This is a genomic window from Acinetobacter sp. CWB-G5 (genome assembly GCF_019209785.1).
In the GTDB taxonomy this organism is placed as follows: domain Bacteria; phylum Pseudomonadota; class Gammaproteobacteria; order Pseudomonadales; family Moraxellaceae; genus Acinetobacter; species Acinetobacter johnsonii.
Genome location: NZ_JAHUTF010000003.1, coordinates 130,944 through 150,558 on the forward strand (window position 1 = coordinate 130,944; position 19,615 = coordinate 150,558).

A 19,615-nucleotide genomic window follows, 5' to 3' on the forward strand; every position below is an offset into this window, starting at 1 on the left:
TTGCTGCGAAAGAAAGATTAAAATTTGTTTATCCACAGTTTTGAATTTGGATTTTATCTATCATCCCACTTTGAAGTCGCAGACAAACTATTACAATTCGTCACACCCTTAGCCCAAGCTCGTTGCCCTTGATCATTTAAGCATAGCCACCCATTCCCTTGTTGTTGTTTTCCTGAAATAGGTTTAGCAATAAGAGTCCATGATGTTGCTGTTGGTGCAGATGCAAACTCTACCGCATACAGCGCTGTTCCACTTTTAGGAATTACAGCCCCACCATATAAAAGCGCTATCGTTGCCTCTTTAAACGTACCATTTGCCACTTTATATGCTTCCATTCTTTGAGCAATGAAGAGCATTTCGCTTTGAGCATCAACACGTTGTGTACGAATTTTATATTCAGAGTATGATGGATAAGCGATAGCAGCTAAAACACCAATAATCGCAACCACAATCATGAGCTCAATCAGCGTAAAACCATTACCAATCTTCACTATCTGCTCCACAAGGTTTAGCTGTTTTCATATTCGCAGCTGTTAAGGTATCACTTACAGCTAACTTACCTTTAGTTTTACAGCGCAGGCCTTTGCTAGTCAGAAGAAAACTATAATTCTGTTCTTGCACGCTATTACAACCAGTACAGCCAGAGCCCATATTCACTTTTGAATTCGCTTCAGCCAATATCACCCACTGTTGCCCTAAAGCACTAGAGCTTGATAACAGTTTGGTCGGATCAGAACCATCTCGAATGTAAACACGATATTGAATACCACTCCCATTTGTATCAATGGGAACATTCAACATAGCCATTTTACTACTATAGCCAATCACTTTGTCACTAACATCTGTATACATATAGCTAGGATCAAACTGTAAATAACTAAAGTTTTTTCCTTTATGTCGTTCTAGTTGCTCTGCTAAAAGCTGGATTTCTTGTTGTGCTTTTGCTGCGATCGCTTTTCGTATGTATGCTTGGTAACTCGGGATAGCAATTGCAGCAAAAATTGCCACAATTACTACCACGATCATCAGCTCAATCAACGTAAAACCTCGCCGAAGTTTTATCATTAGGCACTCCTCCTTACTGTGAATACTTTTCATACCAACGGTTTGGAATAAAGTGCAATGGACCGCCTGCGGTTAAAAATTTTGGCTTTCCATTTGGTACACAGGTTTGTCCAGCAGGACAGGTATCATTCGGGTCTGGAACCACAAGACTACGTGCATTTGGATCACCATCAGCACTACTCACATTCAACGTCACAATCCCCGATCCCAAGTTATAAATATACTTGGCTCCACCTTGACAAACACCACTTGGTAAACAAAAGCGTTGGGAGAAACTATGGCCTTTCACCCCAGCACCACAACTCGAAGTCGTTCCATTATCAGATGCATCAAATTGTGTCACATATAAGCTACCATCCATCGCAATTGGTGTAGTTAACCCTTTGATTACACTTGCCCCCTTTTTGGTTGAACCATCAATTTTAGTGTCAAATTGATAGTACCACCCACCCCAACCAGTATCTTTATTAATCGCTGTAGCTGTTGTGGCACCATTGATATAACGCAACTTAGTTTTATCCATTGCTGTATCATTGACTGGAACACTACCTAAACTGCGTGCTGCGATAGCACTTGTTGGGTACCTTCCTTCTTTTGTACTCGGATAGACGTCATAGTCAAAAATTGCAAACACACCATCAAACTGAAGATCAGTCGGGTCTTTTTTCTGTGGAGAATCTGATGTAGCGAGTAAAGGTGAACTTTGGTTTCCAGAAACAAAAGTTACAACCACCGTATTTCCACCAAACATAGTCGTACTACCTGCGCTGCGATGTGCAGTAAAAACAGGTAAGGTATAAAAACGAGGGCTCGTGCCAATTTTGTCTTTATTTGTACTTACACTTGATTGGTGTAAATCTAAAATTTTCGTGGTTTGCGAGATGAAACTATCTTTATCACCATCGTTTTTGAAATCCACACGGAAAGCTTGACCAGCTAAATCACCAAAATAAAGATGATCAATAAACCCATCATTGTTACGGTCTATAGTTCGGATTTGGCTTACAACACTATATTTTAAACTCGCATTACTTGTTGAGTTAGTATTCCACAACAAGTCACCAGTATCTGCATCGAACATATAGACACCAGCACCGATACCATTCTTTTGATCATAGTTATATATTTCATATCCACCATAACCTGTGCGAATACCATTGGCTTTTAAACCATCGCCATCATCACCGCCAGCGTCATAACCACCACCAACAATCATGACTAACTTACGCTGACCTTTCCAGTTTACATAACCAATACTCGGTTTTGACCAGCTCTGCCCCATTTTTTCAAGGGCAGCATATTTCGTACCATTCGGTTTATCTTGTGAATAAACTGTGCCTGTTGACGGATCAATATGAAATTTCACTTTTGGTTTATCTATATCCGTCAGGTCAAGCGCGTAATAACTACGCCCTCCCATACGCATTCCGCCATAAACCCATTGTTTGCCTGTCAAAGTTTCAGTTTCATTATTTACACTGCCTAAAATTCCTCGGTCAGCACTTCCCACAGTCAAGGAACCATCAGACTTACTCACATAAGCCGTATGTGCAGCCCATTCTCCATCTATTCCATAATAAAGAGCATCTTTACCCGCAGCTAAATTACCACCGCCTTGTTTAAAGGTTTCAGCTTGGTTTTCAATGATTTCTTTCGGTACAAAAGCAAATTTTTCCACCCCTGTATCCGCATCAACGACTTGTAACAACCCTTGCGTCGAACCAAACAACACATAATCATCACGATTACTGGTATTAATGACCACTTTACCCTCAACCTTAGTCGCTTCGGCTTTCCCAGATTGAGTCAGTAGTAGTGGAGTTGAATGATAAACACTACCCATTTGGCGTAGACTTGCAGTTTGGTTAGATAAGTCCAAATCTTCTGTATCGGTATCATTCGAAATTACATAACCTAACAGCCCCATTAAAGCACGAGCGTAGGTTGTATCCGATTTAGTTTCCTTATCAACAGTATAAGTATGCTTAATTTGCACCAAGTTAAGGTCTTTTTTAACCTGTGTATCTTTATAAGCATAATCTGTCAGTAACTTACGTCCTGTTTCAGTCTTACCATCCGTAGTTATTGTTCCTAATGATAAATGACTTAACGCACCGCCTTTTTTAAAAATGGCAGCCCCTTCAGGATAGCTAATGTTTGGATTATTCCAAATATCATTTAAATCTTGCAACTTACTCTGTTTGACCACCACAGTACTATCATCTGCTACAGTCTTACTCGAATATACCCCATTATTAAGTACATAGTATTTTTTAAGATTACCAAACCAAATTTGCTGTTTATCTTCAGGTTTTACTTTTGGTTCAAATTGCGGGAAATAAGCATAAGGTTGAACAACTGCTGGGTTCAGAGCATCCTGCGGGATAGTTGATGAACCCGTACTCATACTTGGAATATCTTTATTAAGCTGAGTAATGAAAGCATTAATACTGTCTACAACATCTTGAGAGTTGGAACCTGCAACCCAACCACCCTCCCCGAGTGTCCCCCAGTCTTTAGCATCTTCAACATCATTACTGCCTGTTGCACCTGCGCCAAAATCATTACCAAAGCCAACCACCGCTGTCTGAATTTTTAACCCAGTTGGGTTCTTCGTTGAATCTAGGAGGGCCTGAGTATATCGCCCGATACATGTCCACGCATTTTGTGAGTTGGCATATGGGCTACGACGACCTAACGGACTATTTGCACAACTAAATAAACTTGCTTTATTCCCTAAGGTATTAGACATGAGGTTATACGCTGTGCCACTTTGACCATCTGCACCTGGTGCAGTCCCCCCTGGTTCAGGCCGTCCATCAGTTAGAAAGTAAATACCCTGACCACTACATTCTTTTTTAGTGGGATTGTTGATTTGATCGGTAATGGAAGCAGGTGCAATATATGTATTACCTTTTTTTGATTCTGATACAGAACTAAAAAAACCTGTGTAATTTTCTATATTAGGATCTCGACCAATGTAGTAGTATCCACTTAAAGAGAAATCACTTCCTGAATAGCTTCCTTGACTCAAATTAGTCAAATTAAGATAATTTGTATACCAAGAATGTCCTGATGGCGTCCACTTTAAACAGTTAGTTCCTGACCATTGTTCGCATATTTTATAATACCCCCTATAACCACTGGCATTTGAAACAAAATAGACTTGTCGGTCGTTACGAGATGTTGGTTGACCCATGAGATAAGCAGCAGCCTCAGCATAGGCATAAGGTGTAGGCGTCCCCCCATCAGCCCTTAAACTGTTAACCTTCGAGATCATTTCATCACGATGAGTAGCCTCTCGTGTCACACTAGTTGTTTGATAATACAATCGACAACTACTACCAAAACTACAAGAATAATAACCATCCCTGCTACCAAGAATATTCTGTGAAGTTTCTGCTCCCCACTGTTTACAACTTAGATCATCATACCAAGTGTTACATGCAGCATATTTTCGACCATCAGATGATTCTATTCGATACCAAAGCTGTTTATCTAATTTTTGAGTTATTGTTGCACCTGTTTTTTCCCCCAAAGGTTTAGCGGGTAATAAAACGCGTCCTGTATTTCCACTAAAATCCGCCAACCCCATTACAATTTTATCCTCTACACGAGGAATAGTTGCTGTACCTTGTAAAACATCAGTAAGACCTCTTTGCAGACGTTCCATGCGTGACGTACTACCACCATCCTTTCCTGTCATACTACCTGACGTATCCAACATCATCATCAGTGTAGTACTACCCACACTATCCTCAGGAACTTTATAAATTTCTATATCACTGGCGTAGGTATTAGGTATGCTGGCACAAATCAAACTGGTGACTGCTGCTGAAATAGTTGCTACTTTAAATTTAGACATCACAGAGTTTAGCTGACGTGAAGTCATGTCATTTTTCATTTTTACATTTTTCATCTTTGACCCTCCTCTATAATGCCTATTTCACAGGCCTTAAGGTATATTCCATTTCTTGGTTACTAAAAGGGACATTCTGCCCTGTTAAACATTGCGATACAGTCATTGTATTGCTTGCCATAGGGTCATAAAAGCTTGTGAAATTTTTAAGACAACCCTCTATATCACTTGCTGGGCTTTCACTTAGGTTTGGAATAATTGAAATTACATTTACAATGACTTTTTCAACTTGTGGTCTTTTGGATTTTTCTGGATCATCCCCTTCCAGCAAATGTTCCCAATCCTGTCCAATTGCCGCAGGTCGTATCCCTACACGGGTCATAACAGCTGAGCGACCACTAATAAAGTCTGACTTCCTGCTTAATTTACAAAAACCCGTTGTACCTAATGAAGTATTATTAATACTGGCGCCATTCCAATACACCACACTCGCATTACGACTCCCTTCAAGGGTGTTTGCATCTCCACCACGTATGCAAAACACCAGTTCTTTACCTTTGTTTTCTGGTCGCATAACATAGGCAAGCATCCCGTCACCAATTTGCATTTTTGCCAACATTAAGTCATCTGAAGTTTGATTTTCCAAACTAAAAAATATTGCATCTGACGATTGTTGCAATAACGCTTGAGCTTGAGCATTGGTCGCAATATTTAGTGAAGTCAAACTTCCCCGAATAGCCCATGTCCCTACCAACGTCAGTAGAATAAGCATCACCAACACAACAATTAACGTTGCACCACGCTGACTCGCAAATGTTCTCATTGTGGGTTCTCCTGAAGACCAAAACCATTACGCAAAGCAACTGTTTGAGTCACCACTAGGCGGTTATAAAGATCATTTTTACTATCTGACTTAAGCTTTTTATTAACATCCAATACTTGATAGGTTTTTTTACTTACATCAACCAAATCATTTTTGCCCACGGTATCTGGCGAGCGAGCCAATAATCCGATCTGAATTGAAACAATCTGCGGTTTATCTGTAAGGTTTTTATAGTTTTCAATACTGATGTAACCAAAGCGATCTAACACACCATCGGTACCTGCAACAACAGGAGACTGTGTGGCATCAAGCGTATCTGAGGCCACGCCTAGCAAAATACGCATATGATCCACTCGTGGGATAATGATTTCACCATTTCCTTGTAAACCATCAAGCTGGGAAGGGCTATCACCTAAATAACTCGTCGCTTTACATGCTAAAGCCAAAGGCTGATTAGGATCATTTCTATTGGTATCAGCGCGCAGAAAATAGCGTTCAATCACATAGGCATCAGGTGAAAGCGCATTACCTTCACAATCAAACGCACTCACAATTGTGCCTGTCACATCTGCATTATGATACTGAATAACCAATTGATCGCTGCTTTCACCGTCTAGATTCGATGGCCCTACCCCTCCTTGCGTCATTAAAGTATTCGTTGACTGTCCTTTAATCGTAAAAGAGGATGCGGTACTTAGATTTTTATGGCTAAGTACAATCCCACCATGCAAAATATCTGGCGTAATACTCGGTTTACTCGCCCCCAGATTTGCCAATCGAATATCCCTCAACATATACTCCATTCCAAAGCTGGCGCTATTTTGCAAGTTAGCGGCCCCTTGTTGGGTCACCATTCCTCGTTGAGCCGTCAAGTACAAATGTGTCGCGGCAGCAACAATCAACAACCCCAAACTCAGTGCAACCATCAGCTCAATTAAAGTAAAACCAGAAACCCGACTTATTCTTATGCTTTGGTGGTGTGAATTGAATTGGACTTTGTTATTTGAAGCATTGTGTATATTCATTTTAGAATGCCTCCATAACAAGACATTGAGCACCAGCTTTATACACCCCAGCACTCATACAATCAGACACCTTATCTTTCGTGATAGAGGTTTTACCCCAAGCAATATAAACACAGGTACGCGTACTGCCATCGCATTGCCTCATAATCACCGTCTGCCCCAAACTCTCCGCTTTATCCAAGATCTGCTTTGCATCATAATTCGCCATTTTAGTCCGATCACAAGCAGGCTTATAGCTATTCGCACTCCCAACACAGTCAGTCTCAGTGGCCTTGTCGTTAATCGCAGCTGTATAACTTGCCAATGCTAATCGATTGATACGCATACGATCCGTTAAATCTCGTGCAACAGTCATTGCCATTGTGCGGTCTGTCGCCTCAGTAGTTGCTTGTAATGCGCGAAGCTGCAATGCAGAAAAACCTAACACCCCTATAGCCAAAATAAACAGCGCAACCAGAACCTCAACCAAGCCGACACCTTTTTGATGCTGCATCATGAGCATGCTCCTGTTTTATCTTCTATTTTTTCTACTATGCCTGTTTTTGAAATATTGATAGATTTAGATGCTTTCAATCTAGAGCTACACACTGTAAATATCAAAGGCACAGGTCTTTTTATTGTTTTAGGGTTAGTGACAGGCTCTTCTGGTTGGGTGTTATCATAAGCAGGATTCGGAATGTCTTCCTGCGTACGACCAGTCATTGTCACCAAACCAGTTGGGAGAAATACGATATCATCTTTAATACTAGTAATCGCAATATCGCCATACTTTGGTAGCCAATAATATGTCACTGCATTGCTGTAAATATTAGTTAGATCAGGGTTAGCCTCAAACTTAACTGTAACATTTTGCCTCAACGTCGCTGCCTGACCGCGTGCTTGACTAAAAATAAAAGCCAAATCTCTAGCGCTAGTATTGAGCTGTTGTCTAGCAATCATATTCTGCATAGAAGGAGCAGCCATCATCGCGATAATTGCCATAACAGCAATCGTCACCATCAGCTCAATTAAGGTGAACCCTTTATGTTTATTTTGCATACTCCCTCCCCAAGGCAACAAACTTTACCCTATTTAAAATCATATTCTAATTCTTTACACAATCAGCACAATACAGGATAAAAGGCATAAAAAAACAGATGATTGCCAATTTACAATCATCTGTCAATTTTTCAATAAAATTAGAATGTTAACCAATCCACCTTTTAGGCTTGAGTTACCGCAATACGTAACTCTTTTGGCAAACTAAAGGTAATATTTTCTTCCGTTCCAGCAAGCTCTTGTGGTGGTGTTGCACCCCAGTCTTGTAATCGTTGAATTACTTGCTTAATTAAAATTTCAGGTGCAGATGCACCCGCCGTGACGCCAACCTTGGCGATATTTTCAAACCACGCTTGTTGAAGCTCATCTGCATTATCGACCAAATAAGCCGCTTTACCCATTCGCTCAGCCAATTCTCGTAAACGATTCGAATTCGATGAGTTTGGTGAACCGACCACCAACACCACATCACATTGGGTTGCTAAATCACGCACCGCATCTTGACGGTTTTGAGTCGCATAACAAATATCATCCTTACGCGGCCCTTGAATCTCAGGGAATTTCGCCCGTAACGCATCAATCACTTTTGCAGTATCGTCGATCGATAAAGTGGTTTGAGTCACAAAAGCCACGCGCTCAGGATGATGTACTTGAAGCTCAGCCACGTCTTGCTCATCCTCAACCAAATAAATCGCACCACCATTTTTCAGGTCATATTGCCCCATGGTACCTTCAACTTCAGGGTGGCCTTCATGACCAATTAAGATGGCCTCAACCCCCTCACGGGCATATTTAGTAACTTCAATATGAACCTTGGTCACCAATGGACAGGTTGCATCAAAAACTTTTAAACCGCGATGTTCGGCTTCGATCTGTACCGCTTTAGAGACTCCATGCGCACTAAAAATTACAATATTGTCATCGGGTACTTCATCCAATTCATCGACAAAAATTGCACCTCGTTGACGTAAATCGTCTACGACAAATTTATTGTGCACCACTTCATGTCGTACATAAATGGGCGGATTAAAGCACTCAAGCGCACGATTTACGATGGCAATCGCACGGTCAACACCTGCACAAAAACCACGTGGATTGGCCAATACAATTTCCATATGTTCCTCAATACCACTTTTCAATCAGCGGAAACTAATAAAATAAATGCAAACAAAGTGACGCCTTGCTATTTCGTTTAAACCTTGTCTGCTCTAAAATAGAGAAGATATTTTATCATATCAGGAAAAATATCATGTCGGGTCTCTTGTTTGTCGTTTCTGCAGCTTCAGGAACAGGCAAAACATCCCTCGTAAAAGCCCTCCTCGATCGTGTAACGAATCTTCACGTTTCTGTTTCTCATACTACACGTGGGCAACGTCCCGGCGAACTTGATGGTGTACATTACCATTTTACCGAAAAAGACTCATTTTTAGCCTTAGTTGAACAAGGTGGTTTTATTGAATACGCCGAAGTATTTGGTAATTACTACGGTACAGCTCAAGCTACTGTGAAAGAACAACTGGCGAAAGGTCATGATGTCCTACTAGAAATTGACTGGCAAGGCGCACAGCAAGTGCGTAAGCTTTTTCCTGACTCTAAACAAATTTTCATTTTACCACCAAGCCAGTTTGATCTGCGTCAACGTCTGTCTAACCGTGGCACAGACTCGGTTGAAGTGATTGAGCGTCGTTTAGGCTGTGCAGTTGAAGACATGCAACAATATGTTAACTTCGACTATGTAATTATTAATGATGATTTTAATAAGGCATTGCACGATCTTGAGTCTGTGATTATTGCCAATCGTTTAGTCATTACACAGCAAGCGAGTCGTCATCAGAAAATGATTTCTGAGCTGATCACCCCTGTTGAAAAGTGATTAAAACTTGAGTCTACAGACAAAGCACCTTATACTGCACAGTCTGTTTAATTTTAGCCTTTGTAACGAGAACTCTTATGGCACGCGTAACCGTTGAAGATTGTTTAGACCATGTAGACAACCGCTTTGAGCTTGTACTAGTGGCAAGCAAACGCGCGCGTCAATTGGCACGTCAAGGCATTGAACCTACTGTTGAGTGGGACAATGACAAACCGACTGTTGTTGCATTACGTGAAATCGCAATCGGTCATGTTTCTAAAGATATTTTGAAACAACGTGAGCAAGACTACCAAACTTCGAGTCTTGATCTTGCACTTTCTGCAAACAATTTGAATTTAGATGGTTTTTCTTTCCAATAAGAAAAATTTATCGCTTAAAAGCCTAGTTTTTAACTAGGCTTTTTTATTGGATAACTTTTATATTTATCCAATACACGTTATAACTAGAAGATAAGATTCATCGTGGTTTAGGTGTATCTTTTTTGCTTTTCTCTCAATGAATAAATTGACAACTCATGCAATATGTTTTTCATTAGAGGATCAGTAAAATTTTCTTGTAATTGCTACGTCTTAAAGGTGTTTTATGCCAGGCCCAATGGTCAGCCAAGCTAAACAACAGCTCAAAACTATTATCGATGCTTACTTAACTGAAAGCGACGTCGAGCGAGTGCTTGCGGCCTGTGATTATGCGGATATTGCCCATGACGGTATTACTCGCAAAAGTGGCGAACCTTATATTTTGCACCCGATTGCGGTAAGCTGTATTTTAGCGCATATGCGTTTAGATGCCGAAACTTTGATGGCGGCACTTTTACATGATGTGATTGAAGACACGGACTTTAGCAAAGAAGATATTGCAGAAAAATTTGGAAAAACCGTTTCCGAACTGGTCGATGGCGTCACCAAACTTAGCCAATCCAGCGATAAAGAATATAACAAAGCCGCTTCTTTCCGAAAAATTCTGCAAGCCACACTACAAGACCCACGTGTCATTATTATTAAACTGGCTGACCGCTATCACAACATGACTACCTTGGATGCACTACGTCCCGACAAACGTGCGCGTATTGCCCAAGAAACCTTTGATATTTTTGTCCCAATGGCACGTATTGTTGGCATGAATGAAATGGGCGATAACCTCGAACATCTGTGTTATCAAAACCTTGATCTCGACATGTATAACAATGTCCAAGAAGCCCTCCTACAAACCAAACCCAAACGCTGTGAATATCAAAGCAAATGGGAAAATAATCTGACCGAGCTATTAAAAACCCATCAAATCTCAGGTCGAATTAAAAAGAAAAATAATAATATCGAACTGTTACGGCACTTTGTAAAAAATGACATTGATCTACATGAACTCACGCATAGTCATGCCTTTGAAATTATTCTAAATAGCATTGCTGACTGTGACCGCTTAGCCGATGTGTTGCGAGAGAGTTTTCAAGTTTTACACTTTGCAGACCATATTCGCAAACCCCTCCCAGGTGGTAACCAATCGCTACTATTGCGTTTAAAAGGTGAAAACACAACCTTATCAGTCACCATTCAAACCGAGCTGATGCGTAAAGCTGCGCGTTTTGGTGTGGTACTGGGCGACAGTGCTCCGCAAGCTTGCCGCTCTGCGATTCAAGCCTCGATGCAGAACTTGAATGTCTTGATTGATGGTGCCTGTGCCAAAACCACTTTTAGTGAATTACTCGATTATTTACACCAAGAGAAAATTTGGGTATATACCCCACAAGGTCATCTACACGAGTTGCCACAAGGTGCAACGGTAGTCGATTTTGCCTACTCTGCTAGCTTATTTTTAGGGAACCATGCGGTAGGTGCGAAAATCAATGGGGAAACTAAACCACTTTCTACGCCATTGCACAGTGGTCAGGTGATTGAAATTATTACCGATGTCTTGGCCACCCCAAATCCAGATTGGCTCAGCTTCATCAATACGCAAAAAGCCCGCCGTGCCCTACAAAATATACTGCGTGAGCAAGACATCGAAGAACAACGCCTCGTTGGACAACAAGCTTTAAATCGCGCTTTAAAACTATTCAATGTATCCATTAAAGATTTAACCGAATCAGACTGGTTAGAGCTTTTACAATGGCGACATATCGAAAGTAAAGACCAACTCTTTGAGCAAATTGCCGTGGGTGATTTACTGCCACAATTGGTTGCGAATCATTTGTTTGCGCATGACCAAAGTGCACAAGAATCTGACCGACTCATTCAAGGTACTGAAGGTGTCGATGTCAAATACGCACATTGCTGTAACCCTGTATTGGGTGATCCAATTCAAGGACATTTATCACGCCGCGGTCTTATTGTGCATCGTGCGCGTTGTCATAATCTCCTGCATGAACAACATCTACACCCTGAAAACATCATGCCGTTGCAGTGGACCAATGAGAATGAAGAAGAAATTAGTTTCACTGCATATTTATTGATTAACATGGCCATGGATGACGAACAAATTTCCGACCTAATTTATCAATGTCGTAAAGAAAAAATTGGGGTCGAAATGGTACGTAATCAAGATGACAAGACTTATGTCAATGTTGTGGTACACAACCGCAAGCAAATTGCAAAAATAATTCGCGATCTACGCATGCATTTTGGCTTTCCGCGTATCAGTCGACTGGCTCAACCAGTGAGCATTGCGGAAACATCGATTGCGAGTTAATTGTTTAAATCCGCACATTTTAATGCCAATCTAGGCTATGATTGATGGTGAATATAATAGGAGAACACGATGTCCCGCCAAGTAATTCATACTGAAAATGCCCCTGCTGCGATCGGCACTTATTCGCAAGCAATCTTAGTTGGCAATACACTTTACCTTTCTGGTCAGATCGGTTTAGACCCATACAGTATGGAGTTGGTTGAAGGCATCGAAGCACAAATTCGCCGTGTTTTTGATAATTTAAAAGCTGTCTGCGAAGCTGCTGGTGGAACGCTGGCAGATATCGCGAAGTTGAATATTTTCTTAACCGATCTTTCAAACTTCCAGTTGGTCAACCAAATTATGGGTGAATATTTTGCACAACCTTACCCAGCACGCGCAGCGCTCGGTGTGGCAAGCCTACCCAAAAATGCGCTGGTGGAGATGGATGGCATTGTGATTATTAATCAATAAGTTATATTTTTTAAGAAAAAGCCACCGATTGAGTGGCTTTTTTTTATCCAAAACTCCAATAAAGACAAATGAAATTTCAAATGATTTCTATTGACAAACGATAACAATTATCAATAATATCACTTATCTTATTTCTTTCATGTGGCTTGCTGAAATGTACGTGTGCTTATGCCGTGGTATTACAGATCAAGATATTAAAGACGCTGTTGAAAATGGTGCGGGTAGTTATCGTGAAGTTCGAGAGATGCTGGATCTCGGCACATGCTGTGGTCGCTGTGCACCAGAAGCACGCTCAATCATCAGTGCTGAAGTCTCTGCGATTGCCTCACGCTTAGCCATTGCTGCCTAGATATTTGATTCGTTTTTTAGAATAACCATAATTATAAACTTACTCTTTATGAGTAGCTCCTCCCCCGCTTATGACTCTAAGCGGGTTTTCTTTTCTTAAATGTCTCAAAATAAAATTTGCATCCCGCATGCTTTTGATTGCGATTTTCATTTGCTGTTCTATAAATTACTCGCCAAAAACCACTTTGTTGTTTAAGATATTTCTCATAAGTTATTGATATTATTTTTAAGCCGCAGTTTGAATGGAGCTTTCTCATGAAAGGCAATCGTGATGTAATTAATCAGTTAAATCAGGTGCTTTATCATCATTTAACTGCCATCAACCAAAATTTCCTACATTCTCGTATGTTTAATGACTGGGGCATTGAGCAACTCGGTTCTTCCGAGTATAAAGAATCGATTCGTCAAATGAAGCATGCTGACAAAATCATTGAGCGCATTCTTTTTTTAGAAGGTCTACCAAACTTACAACACTTGGGTAAACTCTACATCGGCCAACATACAATTGAAGTTCTTAACTGTGATATCCGTAAAGTTAAAGAGAACATTGAATCCATTCAAGCTGCTGTTAAGCTTGCCGAAGAACAACTGGACTATGTTACTCGAGATCTGGTGCAAGAGATTTTGGAAAAAGAAGAAGAGTGGTTAGATTGGACAACTACACAACTCGATTTGGTTGAAACCGTCGGTGTAGAAAATTATATTCAGAGTCAAATTTAGGACTTTTCTATCATTTAAAAAAACCTGCATATGCAGGTTTTTTATTATAGTTTTAGGTTTACTTCCAAGGTCGAAGATCGACGATTTTTACTACTTCACCTTTGTCTTTATTGATTAAAACTGTCATATCAACAGCATTGGCTTTTAGAGGAACAAAACCAGTTGCTGCTGGGTATTTATCTAAAGTCACTTGTACAATTTTTTGATCATTATATTGTGAAAGCTCTTTTAAATTTCTTGCTCGCTCTTTAATCTTCGGTTTTGCTTCAGCTAAATCAATATAACGTTCAGGTTTCTGTGCAATCGAGATACCCCCTAATGCTTCGGCAAATAAATCATCACTCCGCACATTTGCATCTTTAGCAAACTCTACACCCACCCATTGTGGCTTAAACCAAGATGGATACTGAAATTGGGGAAGTGCTTGTTCTATATGATCTGTAATCATTTCATTTTTTCGTACCAATTCAAATCTATCGACGTTATAAGCAACCCAAACAGGTCGACCTTGCTCAGCACTGTAAACACCATAACCAAGAGCTAAAATTTGTAGTGCAATAATTATGCTTAAATCTGCTTTTAATGTTTTTTTACCTTCTTTATAGACAATTAAGCCTAATAATGGAGCGATAATCACATTTATAACAATCATCATCAAAAAAATGGGGATAACACCGACTGCTGTAGTAAGTGGTAAGGGATACCAAATAAACACGATTAATCCCACAACTATGAAAGCGGTAAAAAAAGATACTAATATATGTAACAGAAAAAATTTCAGGCATTTAAACATGTAAATCTACTTCTAATTTTATATAGTTTAAATTATACATTAAAGTTCAAAACATTAATCAAACCTCAACACGTACAATTAATGTGCATTCACCTCACAAAATAAACACTTTAAACGGGTATATTTAGATGTATTTATCTAGTAAAAATCAATTTAGAATAATCTAAAAATTTATATTTTTAATCATCTATATAAAAATATAAATTTAAAACAGAATTCTAAAATAAAATTTATTTTTTTACTCTCTCCTTAAAAAGCAAATTCTTACGCACATCTTCATTCTCCCCCTTCCATATAACACTATCAATAAAATAATGATGAATATTTATAAAGAAAATAAGAGAAATCAAGAATATGTGCTGAGTAATTATAGATTTTTGAGAAAAAGTTTGATCTAAATATGTTGGTAGAATCTCGAAAGTTAATGCACCTAAAATAAAAGCAGCCCCCCACCACTTGATCCATCCTTTTAATCCACTTTGTTCATTTTTTATTTCATTATGAGTGTAAACCCCAGAAAATAAAAAATATTGTAAGGAATGAAAAAATGGTATCATGTAAAAATAGATATCATTCAAGAAGATTGGAGATAACCAAATATAGCCTATAAGAATTGGAGTTAGAGCAATTAAATTGGGTAGTTGTTTTTTTTGGAAATAATGATTGATCATCACATACAGAAAAACAAGTATTCCAGATATTGAAAATATATTTATGAACAAAGTATGTTCATTTAGAATCCATGAAAAATTATATTCTAAACCCCAATAATTATTAAACTTACCATTAGCAAAAATATTTAAAAAAGACCCAATCCATAAAGGATATAAGGAATATTTGATTAAATTTTGCTCTATTTTGTTGTAGTAAATTTTATTCCCAGCAGAGTAGACAATAAAGCAACCATAAGATTGTTTAATATAATGCCAACCCACTAAAAAAAACATGGATAATAAAAGGAGCGTAAATATTTTTTTACTATCATAAAAAATACCAATTAATATTAATAAAAATAGTAAAATAGGTATAATCAATCCAACAATTGAGTATTTATTGAAACCGATTTTCTTTGAAAATGATTTATAAAAAATTTCATAACTAATCATAAAGTGGGGAGAATTAACAAAAAAAGCAAGGAAAAACATCCAAAAGACAACATCAAACTGAATAGTAAATCCAATAATTAAAATAAAGATATATGTCAGTAATGCCCCCCCACCAAGCAACATAAAATCGATAAAAGGTGATATTAAATAATTATTTAATTTAAGGTTCATTTAAACTATACCAAAAAAGGAATAAAACGATACTTTACTTTTTTCATGTAGTGGACATAATCTTCATTTTGCTTTAATGTCTTTTCTTCATAGTACATTCTACCAAACTGAAGGGAATATAATAGAGCATATAATAGAGCATTATAAACCGAAAAATTACTAAGAAGAAAACCAATATGCATTAAAAAGTACCCAAAATAAATAGGATGCCTTACCACTCTATATGGTCCCGTTGTAACAACCCCCCTACATGCAGGAAGTAGTCCAAAATTTCGCCCTAAATAAATTTTAGAAAAAATCTGCCAAAGAATAGCAAGAAACATTATAATTTCAGCCAAAATTGGATTGATAAGAGGTATACCACTATTCAAATCCACAAAGAAAAAGTAAAAAGTGGCTGATAAAGTCAATACAATTGATATTAAAGAGAAATCCCTGTTATTTGTTGATTTCGAAAACAAAACTAATGTCATTGTTATAATTTCACCAAACAATAATAATAATAATACTTTTCCATTATTATATTCTATTGATAAAAAAATATTATATGTGAAGAAGCTTAATGCAATTAATGTAAAAAATTTTAAAATAAAATCATTTTTTAGTATTTTCATATATATAGCCATAAAAATAGCCCTATATTCATATAGGGCTATTTTTAATTGAATATTATGGGCTAGGAGGCGTTGCAGCAGCAACACGGCAATTAGCAGGTAAGAACTTGTGATCAACAGTAGTACCTGTACCACCACACTGCCAATTCACTTGTGCACCTGCATTAGCAGCAGCACTTAAATCCAAAGCAGTTGTACCATCAGCTGCAACAGGATTTAATGTTAATGTATTTGAACCAGAAGGTAAAACAGCAGGTTTATATGCAATTGAAATAATACCAGATGCTACAGATGTTACAGATGTTACATTTGCATTACCAGCTAAAGCCGTTGAATCTAATGGATTAGTGCCAATCGCTTTACATGTAGCCGCATCACTACAAGCCATTGATGAAGGCCCTTTACTTTGAAAGCTTTCGTTAATTGCAGTTTTTAAAGCAGAAGATAAAGACAAACCATCAGAAATTTTTGCACGGATAGTATAGTTTTGATACGCAGGAATCGCAATTGCAGCCAAAATACCGATGATAGCTACAACGATCATTAATTCGATAAGGGTGAAACCCTTTTGAACTGATTTCATAACATTCTCCACAAATGTTTTGTTAATTTTTTATAAGCTTTTAAAGCTACTTTGTAATTAGCATGTATTATGCCAACTTTTATTATATTTATTTTCAAATAAAAAACAGCACTTTATTTCACTATTTAAAAAATTATTTCTACTCATTGTATTTTTATGTAAAAAACTGACAAATATTGTCAGTTTACCTCTTTCTAGTTCAACATAATTGGCGAATTGCTCAATTCATCAGCTTTGTCTTGTATTTTATTGGCATAGAATTGATCCAAAATACTCCCAATTTGTGTAACACCATCGACTAAAGCCTGCCGATACTGCTGCTGTGCCATTTTTTTAATAATACTCTGACAGACCTCATCCCAAACCTGCTGTGTTGTAGCTAGCTGTATTCCACGGTCAATCACAATTTCAACTTTACGTTCACATAAGTTTAAGTACAGCAAAATCCCGCTATTCAGCTCGGTATCCCAGACACCCAGTTCAGCAAAAAGCTGTTTCGCACGTCCGCGAGTATCTAAGTAATAGGCTTCTCGTGCAGACATGTGTCCTTCGATCACTACCTGAATTTCCCCAATGTGCCCATGTTCAGCAGCAGCTACCGCTTTCGCAATCGCATGCTGATCTTGCTGATTAAAAAAGCGTTTACTCGCTGGCATATGCAATAAATGCTTTAACCAACGCTTAATACTCGGTTGTACAACTTCATCTAGCTTTGGTTTAGTAACGATTTCCGTCGTTTCAGTTGTTGTTACCATGACCCTGATGCTCCTCCACCGCCGAAGCCGCCGCCCCCGCCACTATATCCACCTCCACCAAAACCGCCGCCGCCACGACCTCCGCGCCCACCTCCACCGCCAGAAGAGAGAAAGAGCTGAAATATCGTTTGGGCTAAGGTCGTGATGAGTAAAAAGAAAATCCCACCACCAATTAGCAAACTGGTGACTAAACCAGCTCCATTGACCAAGCCAGCCACGGTTCCTGCAACTGCAGCCGTCGAAGCACTTAAACGTTTACCCACCACAAATGAGCCAATTGCACCAGCAATTAAAATAAATAAAGCAGTACTCAACGTTTTACTTTTGGCTTCCTGCTCTCGAATAGCTTGGTCTTGGCGTTCTTGTAGTTGTTGCGCCGCTTGGGCTGCAACTTCAGGATCAAGATTTAAAATCCGTTCAATTTCAGAAAGCCCCGCATTGATCCCTTGGGCATACTGAGCTTGCTTAAAATACGGTGTGATTTGTTGGTTAATAATACGGTTCGCAATAATGTCAGGGATGACGCCTTCCAAACCATAACCCGTAAGAATCTGCATACGCCGGTCATTAACGGAAATTGCGATCAGCAAACCGTTGTCCTGCTTTGCTGAACCGAGCTGCCATTGGTCTGCAATACGCATGGCAAAACCAAAAATATCCTCTTGACCTGTAGTCGGGACAATCACTACGCCTATTTGGGCTTTTCCTGTGTCATGTAAGGCACGAATTTTTTGGCCAATGGCTTGCTTATCTTCAGCACTTAAAATATGTGCTTGATCGACCACTGGTTCATTTAAGGTCGGTAACGCCCGTATCAATTCACCTTCTGCCATATCATTGGCAATGGGTGGTTGTGGCACGGCATCAGTATTGGTAGAGCTTACCTTATTAGAACTCGCTGCTTGCTGACCTTGAATCATCTTTCCAGCAACGATTGTTTCCGCAGCACCATCTGTTGCTGTAGCAACTTCCGCCCATGTTAATGAACTTAGACACAACAGTCCTGATAAAATGAATGCAAGCACCCATTTATATAAAAAGCGTACGAACTGCTGCTGTCCTATCATTCATTCACCCTATGGTTACGATTACTTTAAGTCACAGCTAGTTAAATGACACTGTTGGTGCCTTTTGCGCACTCTGCTCCGCACTAAAGTTCGGTTTAGTATCCATCCCAATCACCTTGGCAGTCATGACTTGTGGGAACTGACGTGCATAGGAGTTAAAGTCTTGTACTGTACTAATATAGCGATTACGCGCCACCGCAATACGGTTTTCGGTGCCTTCGAGTTGAACCTGCAAATCACGGAATTGCTCATTGGCTTTTAAGTCTGGATAGTTTTCTGAGACCGCAATTAAACGCGACAATGCACCTGTCATTTGCGCCTGAGCTTCTTGATATTTTTGGAATAATGCAGGGTCTTCTAATACTTCTTTATCGACTTTTAAACCTGCCACATTGGCACGAGCCTGTGTGACCTCAGTTAGGACTTGCTCTTCATGCTTAGCATAGCCCTTCACTACATTAACCAAGTTCGGCACCAAATCTGCACGGCGTTGATATTGGTTTTGTACTTCCGACCACGCAGCTGTAACCGCCTCATCTTTGACCTGTAAGGTATTATAACCACAGCCCGATAACGTTAACGTGCTCGCAAGGGCAACAACGACAGCAGTTTTTTTCATAAAATTCATTCAGCTATCCTC

Annotated in this window: 21 protein-coding genes; 6 read left to right on the forward strand and 15 right to left on the reverse strand. The window is 39.2% G+C overall.

What is annotated here, in order from left to right:
- Positions 1 to 53: 53 nt before the first annotated feature.
- The 8 genes from KVY11_RS07500 to ispH form a co-directional block, all read right to left on the reverse strand.
- A complete protein-coding gene (locus KVY11_RS07500) occupies positions 54 to 491 on the reverse strand; it encodes a type IV pilin protein (RefSeq protein ID WP_213072397.1) in 438 nt (145 codons plus the stop codon).
- Positions 478 to 1,065, reverse strand: coding sequence for a type IV pilin protein (locus tag KVY11_RS07505; RefSeq protein ID WP_256350714.1), 588 nt, complete (start codon positions 1,063 to 1,065; stop codon positions 478 to 480). Before KVY11_RS07505 ends, KVY11_RS07500 begins: the two co-directional genes overlap by 14 nt.
- 13 nt (positions 1,066 to 1,078) lie before the next feature.
- Positions 1,079 to 4,984 carry a hypothetical protein gene (locus KVY11_RS07510; RefSeq protein ID WP_218288569.1) on the reverse strand — a complete coding sequence of 1,302 codons (3,906 nt, stop codon included), beginning with the start codon at positions 4,982 to 4,984 and terminating at the stop codon, positions 1,079 to 1,081.
- A gap of 22 nt (positions 4,985 to 5,006) precedes the next feature.
- Positions 5,007 to 5,747, reverse strand: coding sequence for a PilX N-terminal domain-containing pilus assembly protein (locus KVY11_RS07515; RefSeq protein WP_160362131.1), 741 nt, complete (start codon positions 5,745 to 5,747; stop codon positions 5,007 to 5,009).
- Complete coding sequence (locus tag KVY11_RS07520) at positions 5,744 to 6,772, reverse strand: PilW family protein (protein WP_218288570.1); 1,029 nt, start codon at positions 6,770 to 6,772, stop codon at positions 5,744 to 5,746. Before KVY11_RS07520 ends, KVY11_RS07515 begins: the two co-directional genes overlap by 4 nt.
- A gap of 1 nt (position 6,773) precedes the next feature.
- Positions 6,774 to 7,268 (reverse strand): type IV pilus modification protein PilV, encoded by a 495-nt coding sequence (gene pilV, locus KVY11_RS07525; protein WP_218288571.1) that lies wholly within the window; start codon positions 7,266 to 7,268, stop codon positions 6,774 to 6,776.
- Positions 7,265 to 7,810: a Tfp pilus assembly protein FimT/FimU gene (locus KVY11_RS07530; protein WP_256350715.1), complete on the reverse strand. Its 546-nt coding sequence runs from the start codon at positions 7,808 to 7,810 to the stop codon at positions 7,265 to 7,267. Before KVY11_RS07530 ends, pilV begins: the two co-directional genes overlap by 4 nt.
- A 164-nt stretch (positions 7,811 to 7,974) precedes the next feature.
- On the reverse strand, positions 7,975 to 8,925 hold the full coding sequence (gene ispH / locus KVY11_RS07535) for a 4-hydroxy-3-methylbut-2-enyl diphosphate reductase (RefSeq protein ID WP_218288572.1): 951 nt from the start codon (positions 8,923 to 8,925) through the stop codon (positions 7,975 to 7,977).
- A 134-nt stretch (positions 8,926 to 9,059) separates the two neighbouring features.
- Here ispH and gmk point away from each other — a divergent pair, with 134 nt between their 5' ends.
- The 6 genes from gmk (at position 9,060) to bfr (ending at position 13,886) form a co-directional block, all read left to right on the forward strand.
- Positions 9,060 to 9,683 carry a guanylate kinase gene (gene gmk / locus KVY11_RS07540; protein ID WP_005401338.1) on the forward strand — a complete coding sequence of 208 codons (624 nt, stop codon included), beginning with the start codon at positions 9,060 to 9,062 and terminating at the stop codon, positions 9,681 to 9,683.
- Between the two features lie 77 nt (positions 9,684 to 9,760).
- Positions 9,761 to 10,042, forward strand: coding sequence for a DNA-directed RNA polymerase subunit omega (gene rpoZ / locus KVY11_RS07545; protein ID WP_004978050.1), 282 nt, complete (start codon positions 9,761 to 9,763; stop codon positions 10,040 to 10,042).
- A gap of 223 nt (positions 10,043 to 10,265) precedes the next feature.
- Positions 10,266 to 12,365 carry a bifunctional (p)ppGpp synthetase/guanosine-3',5'-bis(diphosphate) 3'-pyrophosphohydrolase gene (locus tag KVY11_RS07550; protein ID WP_218288573.1) on the forward strand — a complete coding sequence of 700 codons (2,100 nt, stop codon included), beginning with the start codon at positions 10,266 to 10,268 and terminating at the stop codon, positions 12,363 to 12,365.
- Between the two features lie 69 nt (positions 12,366 to 12,434).
- Entirely contained in the window at positions 12,435 to 12,818 is a 384-nt protein-coding gene (locus KVY11_RS07555; protein WP_004691470.1) for a RidA family protein, read from the forward strand.
- Positions 12,819 to 12,972: 154 nt separating this feature from the next.
- Positions 12,973 to 13,167, forward strand: a complete 195-nt coding sequence (locus KVY11_RS07560; RefSeq protein ID WP_010327639.1) for a bacterioferritin-associated ferredoxin — start codon at positions 12,973 to 12,975, stop codon at positions 13,165 to 13,167.
- A 254-nt stretch (positions 13,168 to 13,421) separates the two neighbouring features.
- Positions 13,422 to 13,886, forward strand: a complete 465-nt coding sequence (gene bfr / locus KVY11_RS07565) for a bacterioferritin (RefSeq protein ID WP_218288574.1) — start codon at positions 13,422 to 13,424, stop codon at positions 13,884 to 13,886.
- Between the two features lie 58 nt (positions 13,887 to 13,944).
- On the opposite strand, the gene tfpZ is transcribed toward bfr, so the two are convergent.
- The 7 genes from tfpZ to KVY11_RS07600 form a co-directional block, all read right to left on the reverse strand.
- Positions 13,945 to 14,679: a TfpX/TfpZ family type IV pilin accessory protein gene (gene tfpZ / locus KVY11_RS07570; RefSeq protein WP_218288575.1), complete on the reverse strand. Its 735-nt coding sequence runs from the start codon at positions 14,677 to 14,679 to the stop codon at positions 13,945 to 13,947.
- A gap of 230 nt (positions 14,680 to 14,909) precedes the next feature.
- Positions 14,910 to 15,956 carry a hypothetical protein gene (locus KVY11_RS07575; RefSeq protein WP_218288576.1) on the reverse strand — a complete coding sequence of 349 codons (1,047 nt, stop codon included), beginning with the start codon at positions 15,954 to 15,956 and terminating at the stop codon, positions 14,910 to 14,912.
- 5 nt (positions 15,957 to 15,961) lie between these two features.
- A complete protein-coding gene (locus KVY11_RS07580; protein WP_218288577.1) occupies positions 15,962 to 16,582 on the reverse strand; it encodes an isoprenylcysteine carboxylmethyltransferase family protein in 621 nt (206 codons plus the stop codon).
- Positions 16,583 to 16,625: 43 nt separating this feature from the next.
- Entirely contained in the window at positions 16,626 to 17,153 is a 528-nt protein-coding gene (locus KVY11_RS07585; RefSeq protein ID WP_218288578.1) for a pilin, read from the reverse strand.
- A 194-nt stretch (positions 17,154 to 17,347) separates the two neighbouring features.
- Positions 17,348 to 17,908 carry a TPM domain-containing protein gene (locus KVY11_RS07590; protein WP_218288579.1) on the reverse strand — a complete coding sequence of 187 codons (561 nt, stop codon included), beginning with the start codon at positions 17,906 to 17,908 and terminating at the stop codon, positions 17,348 to 17,350.
- A complete protein-coding gene (locus KVY11_RS07595; RefSeq protein ID WP_218288580.1) occupies positions 17,902 to 18,975 on the reverse strand; it encodes a YgcG family protein in 1,074 nt (357 codons plus the stop codon). The genes KVY11_RS07590 and KVY11_RS07595 overlap by 7 nt, the downstream gene beginning before the upstream one ends.
- A gap of 37 nt (positions 18,976 to 19,012) precedes the next feature.
- Positions 19,013 to 19,603 (reverse strand): LemA family protein, encoded by a 591-nt coding sequence (locus tag KVY11_RS07600; RefSeq protein ID WP_094148562.1) that lies wholly within the window; start codon positions 19,601 to 19,603, stop codon positions 19,013 to 19,015.
- Positions 19,604 to 19,615: the final 12 nt, after the last annotated feature.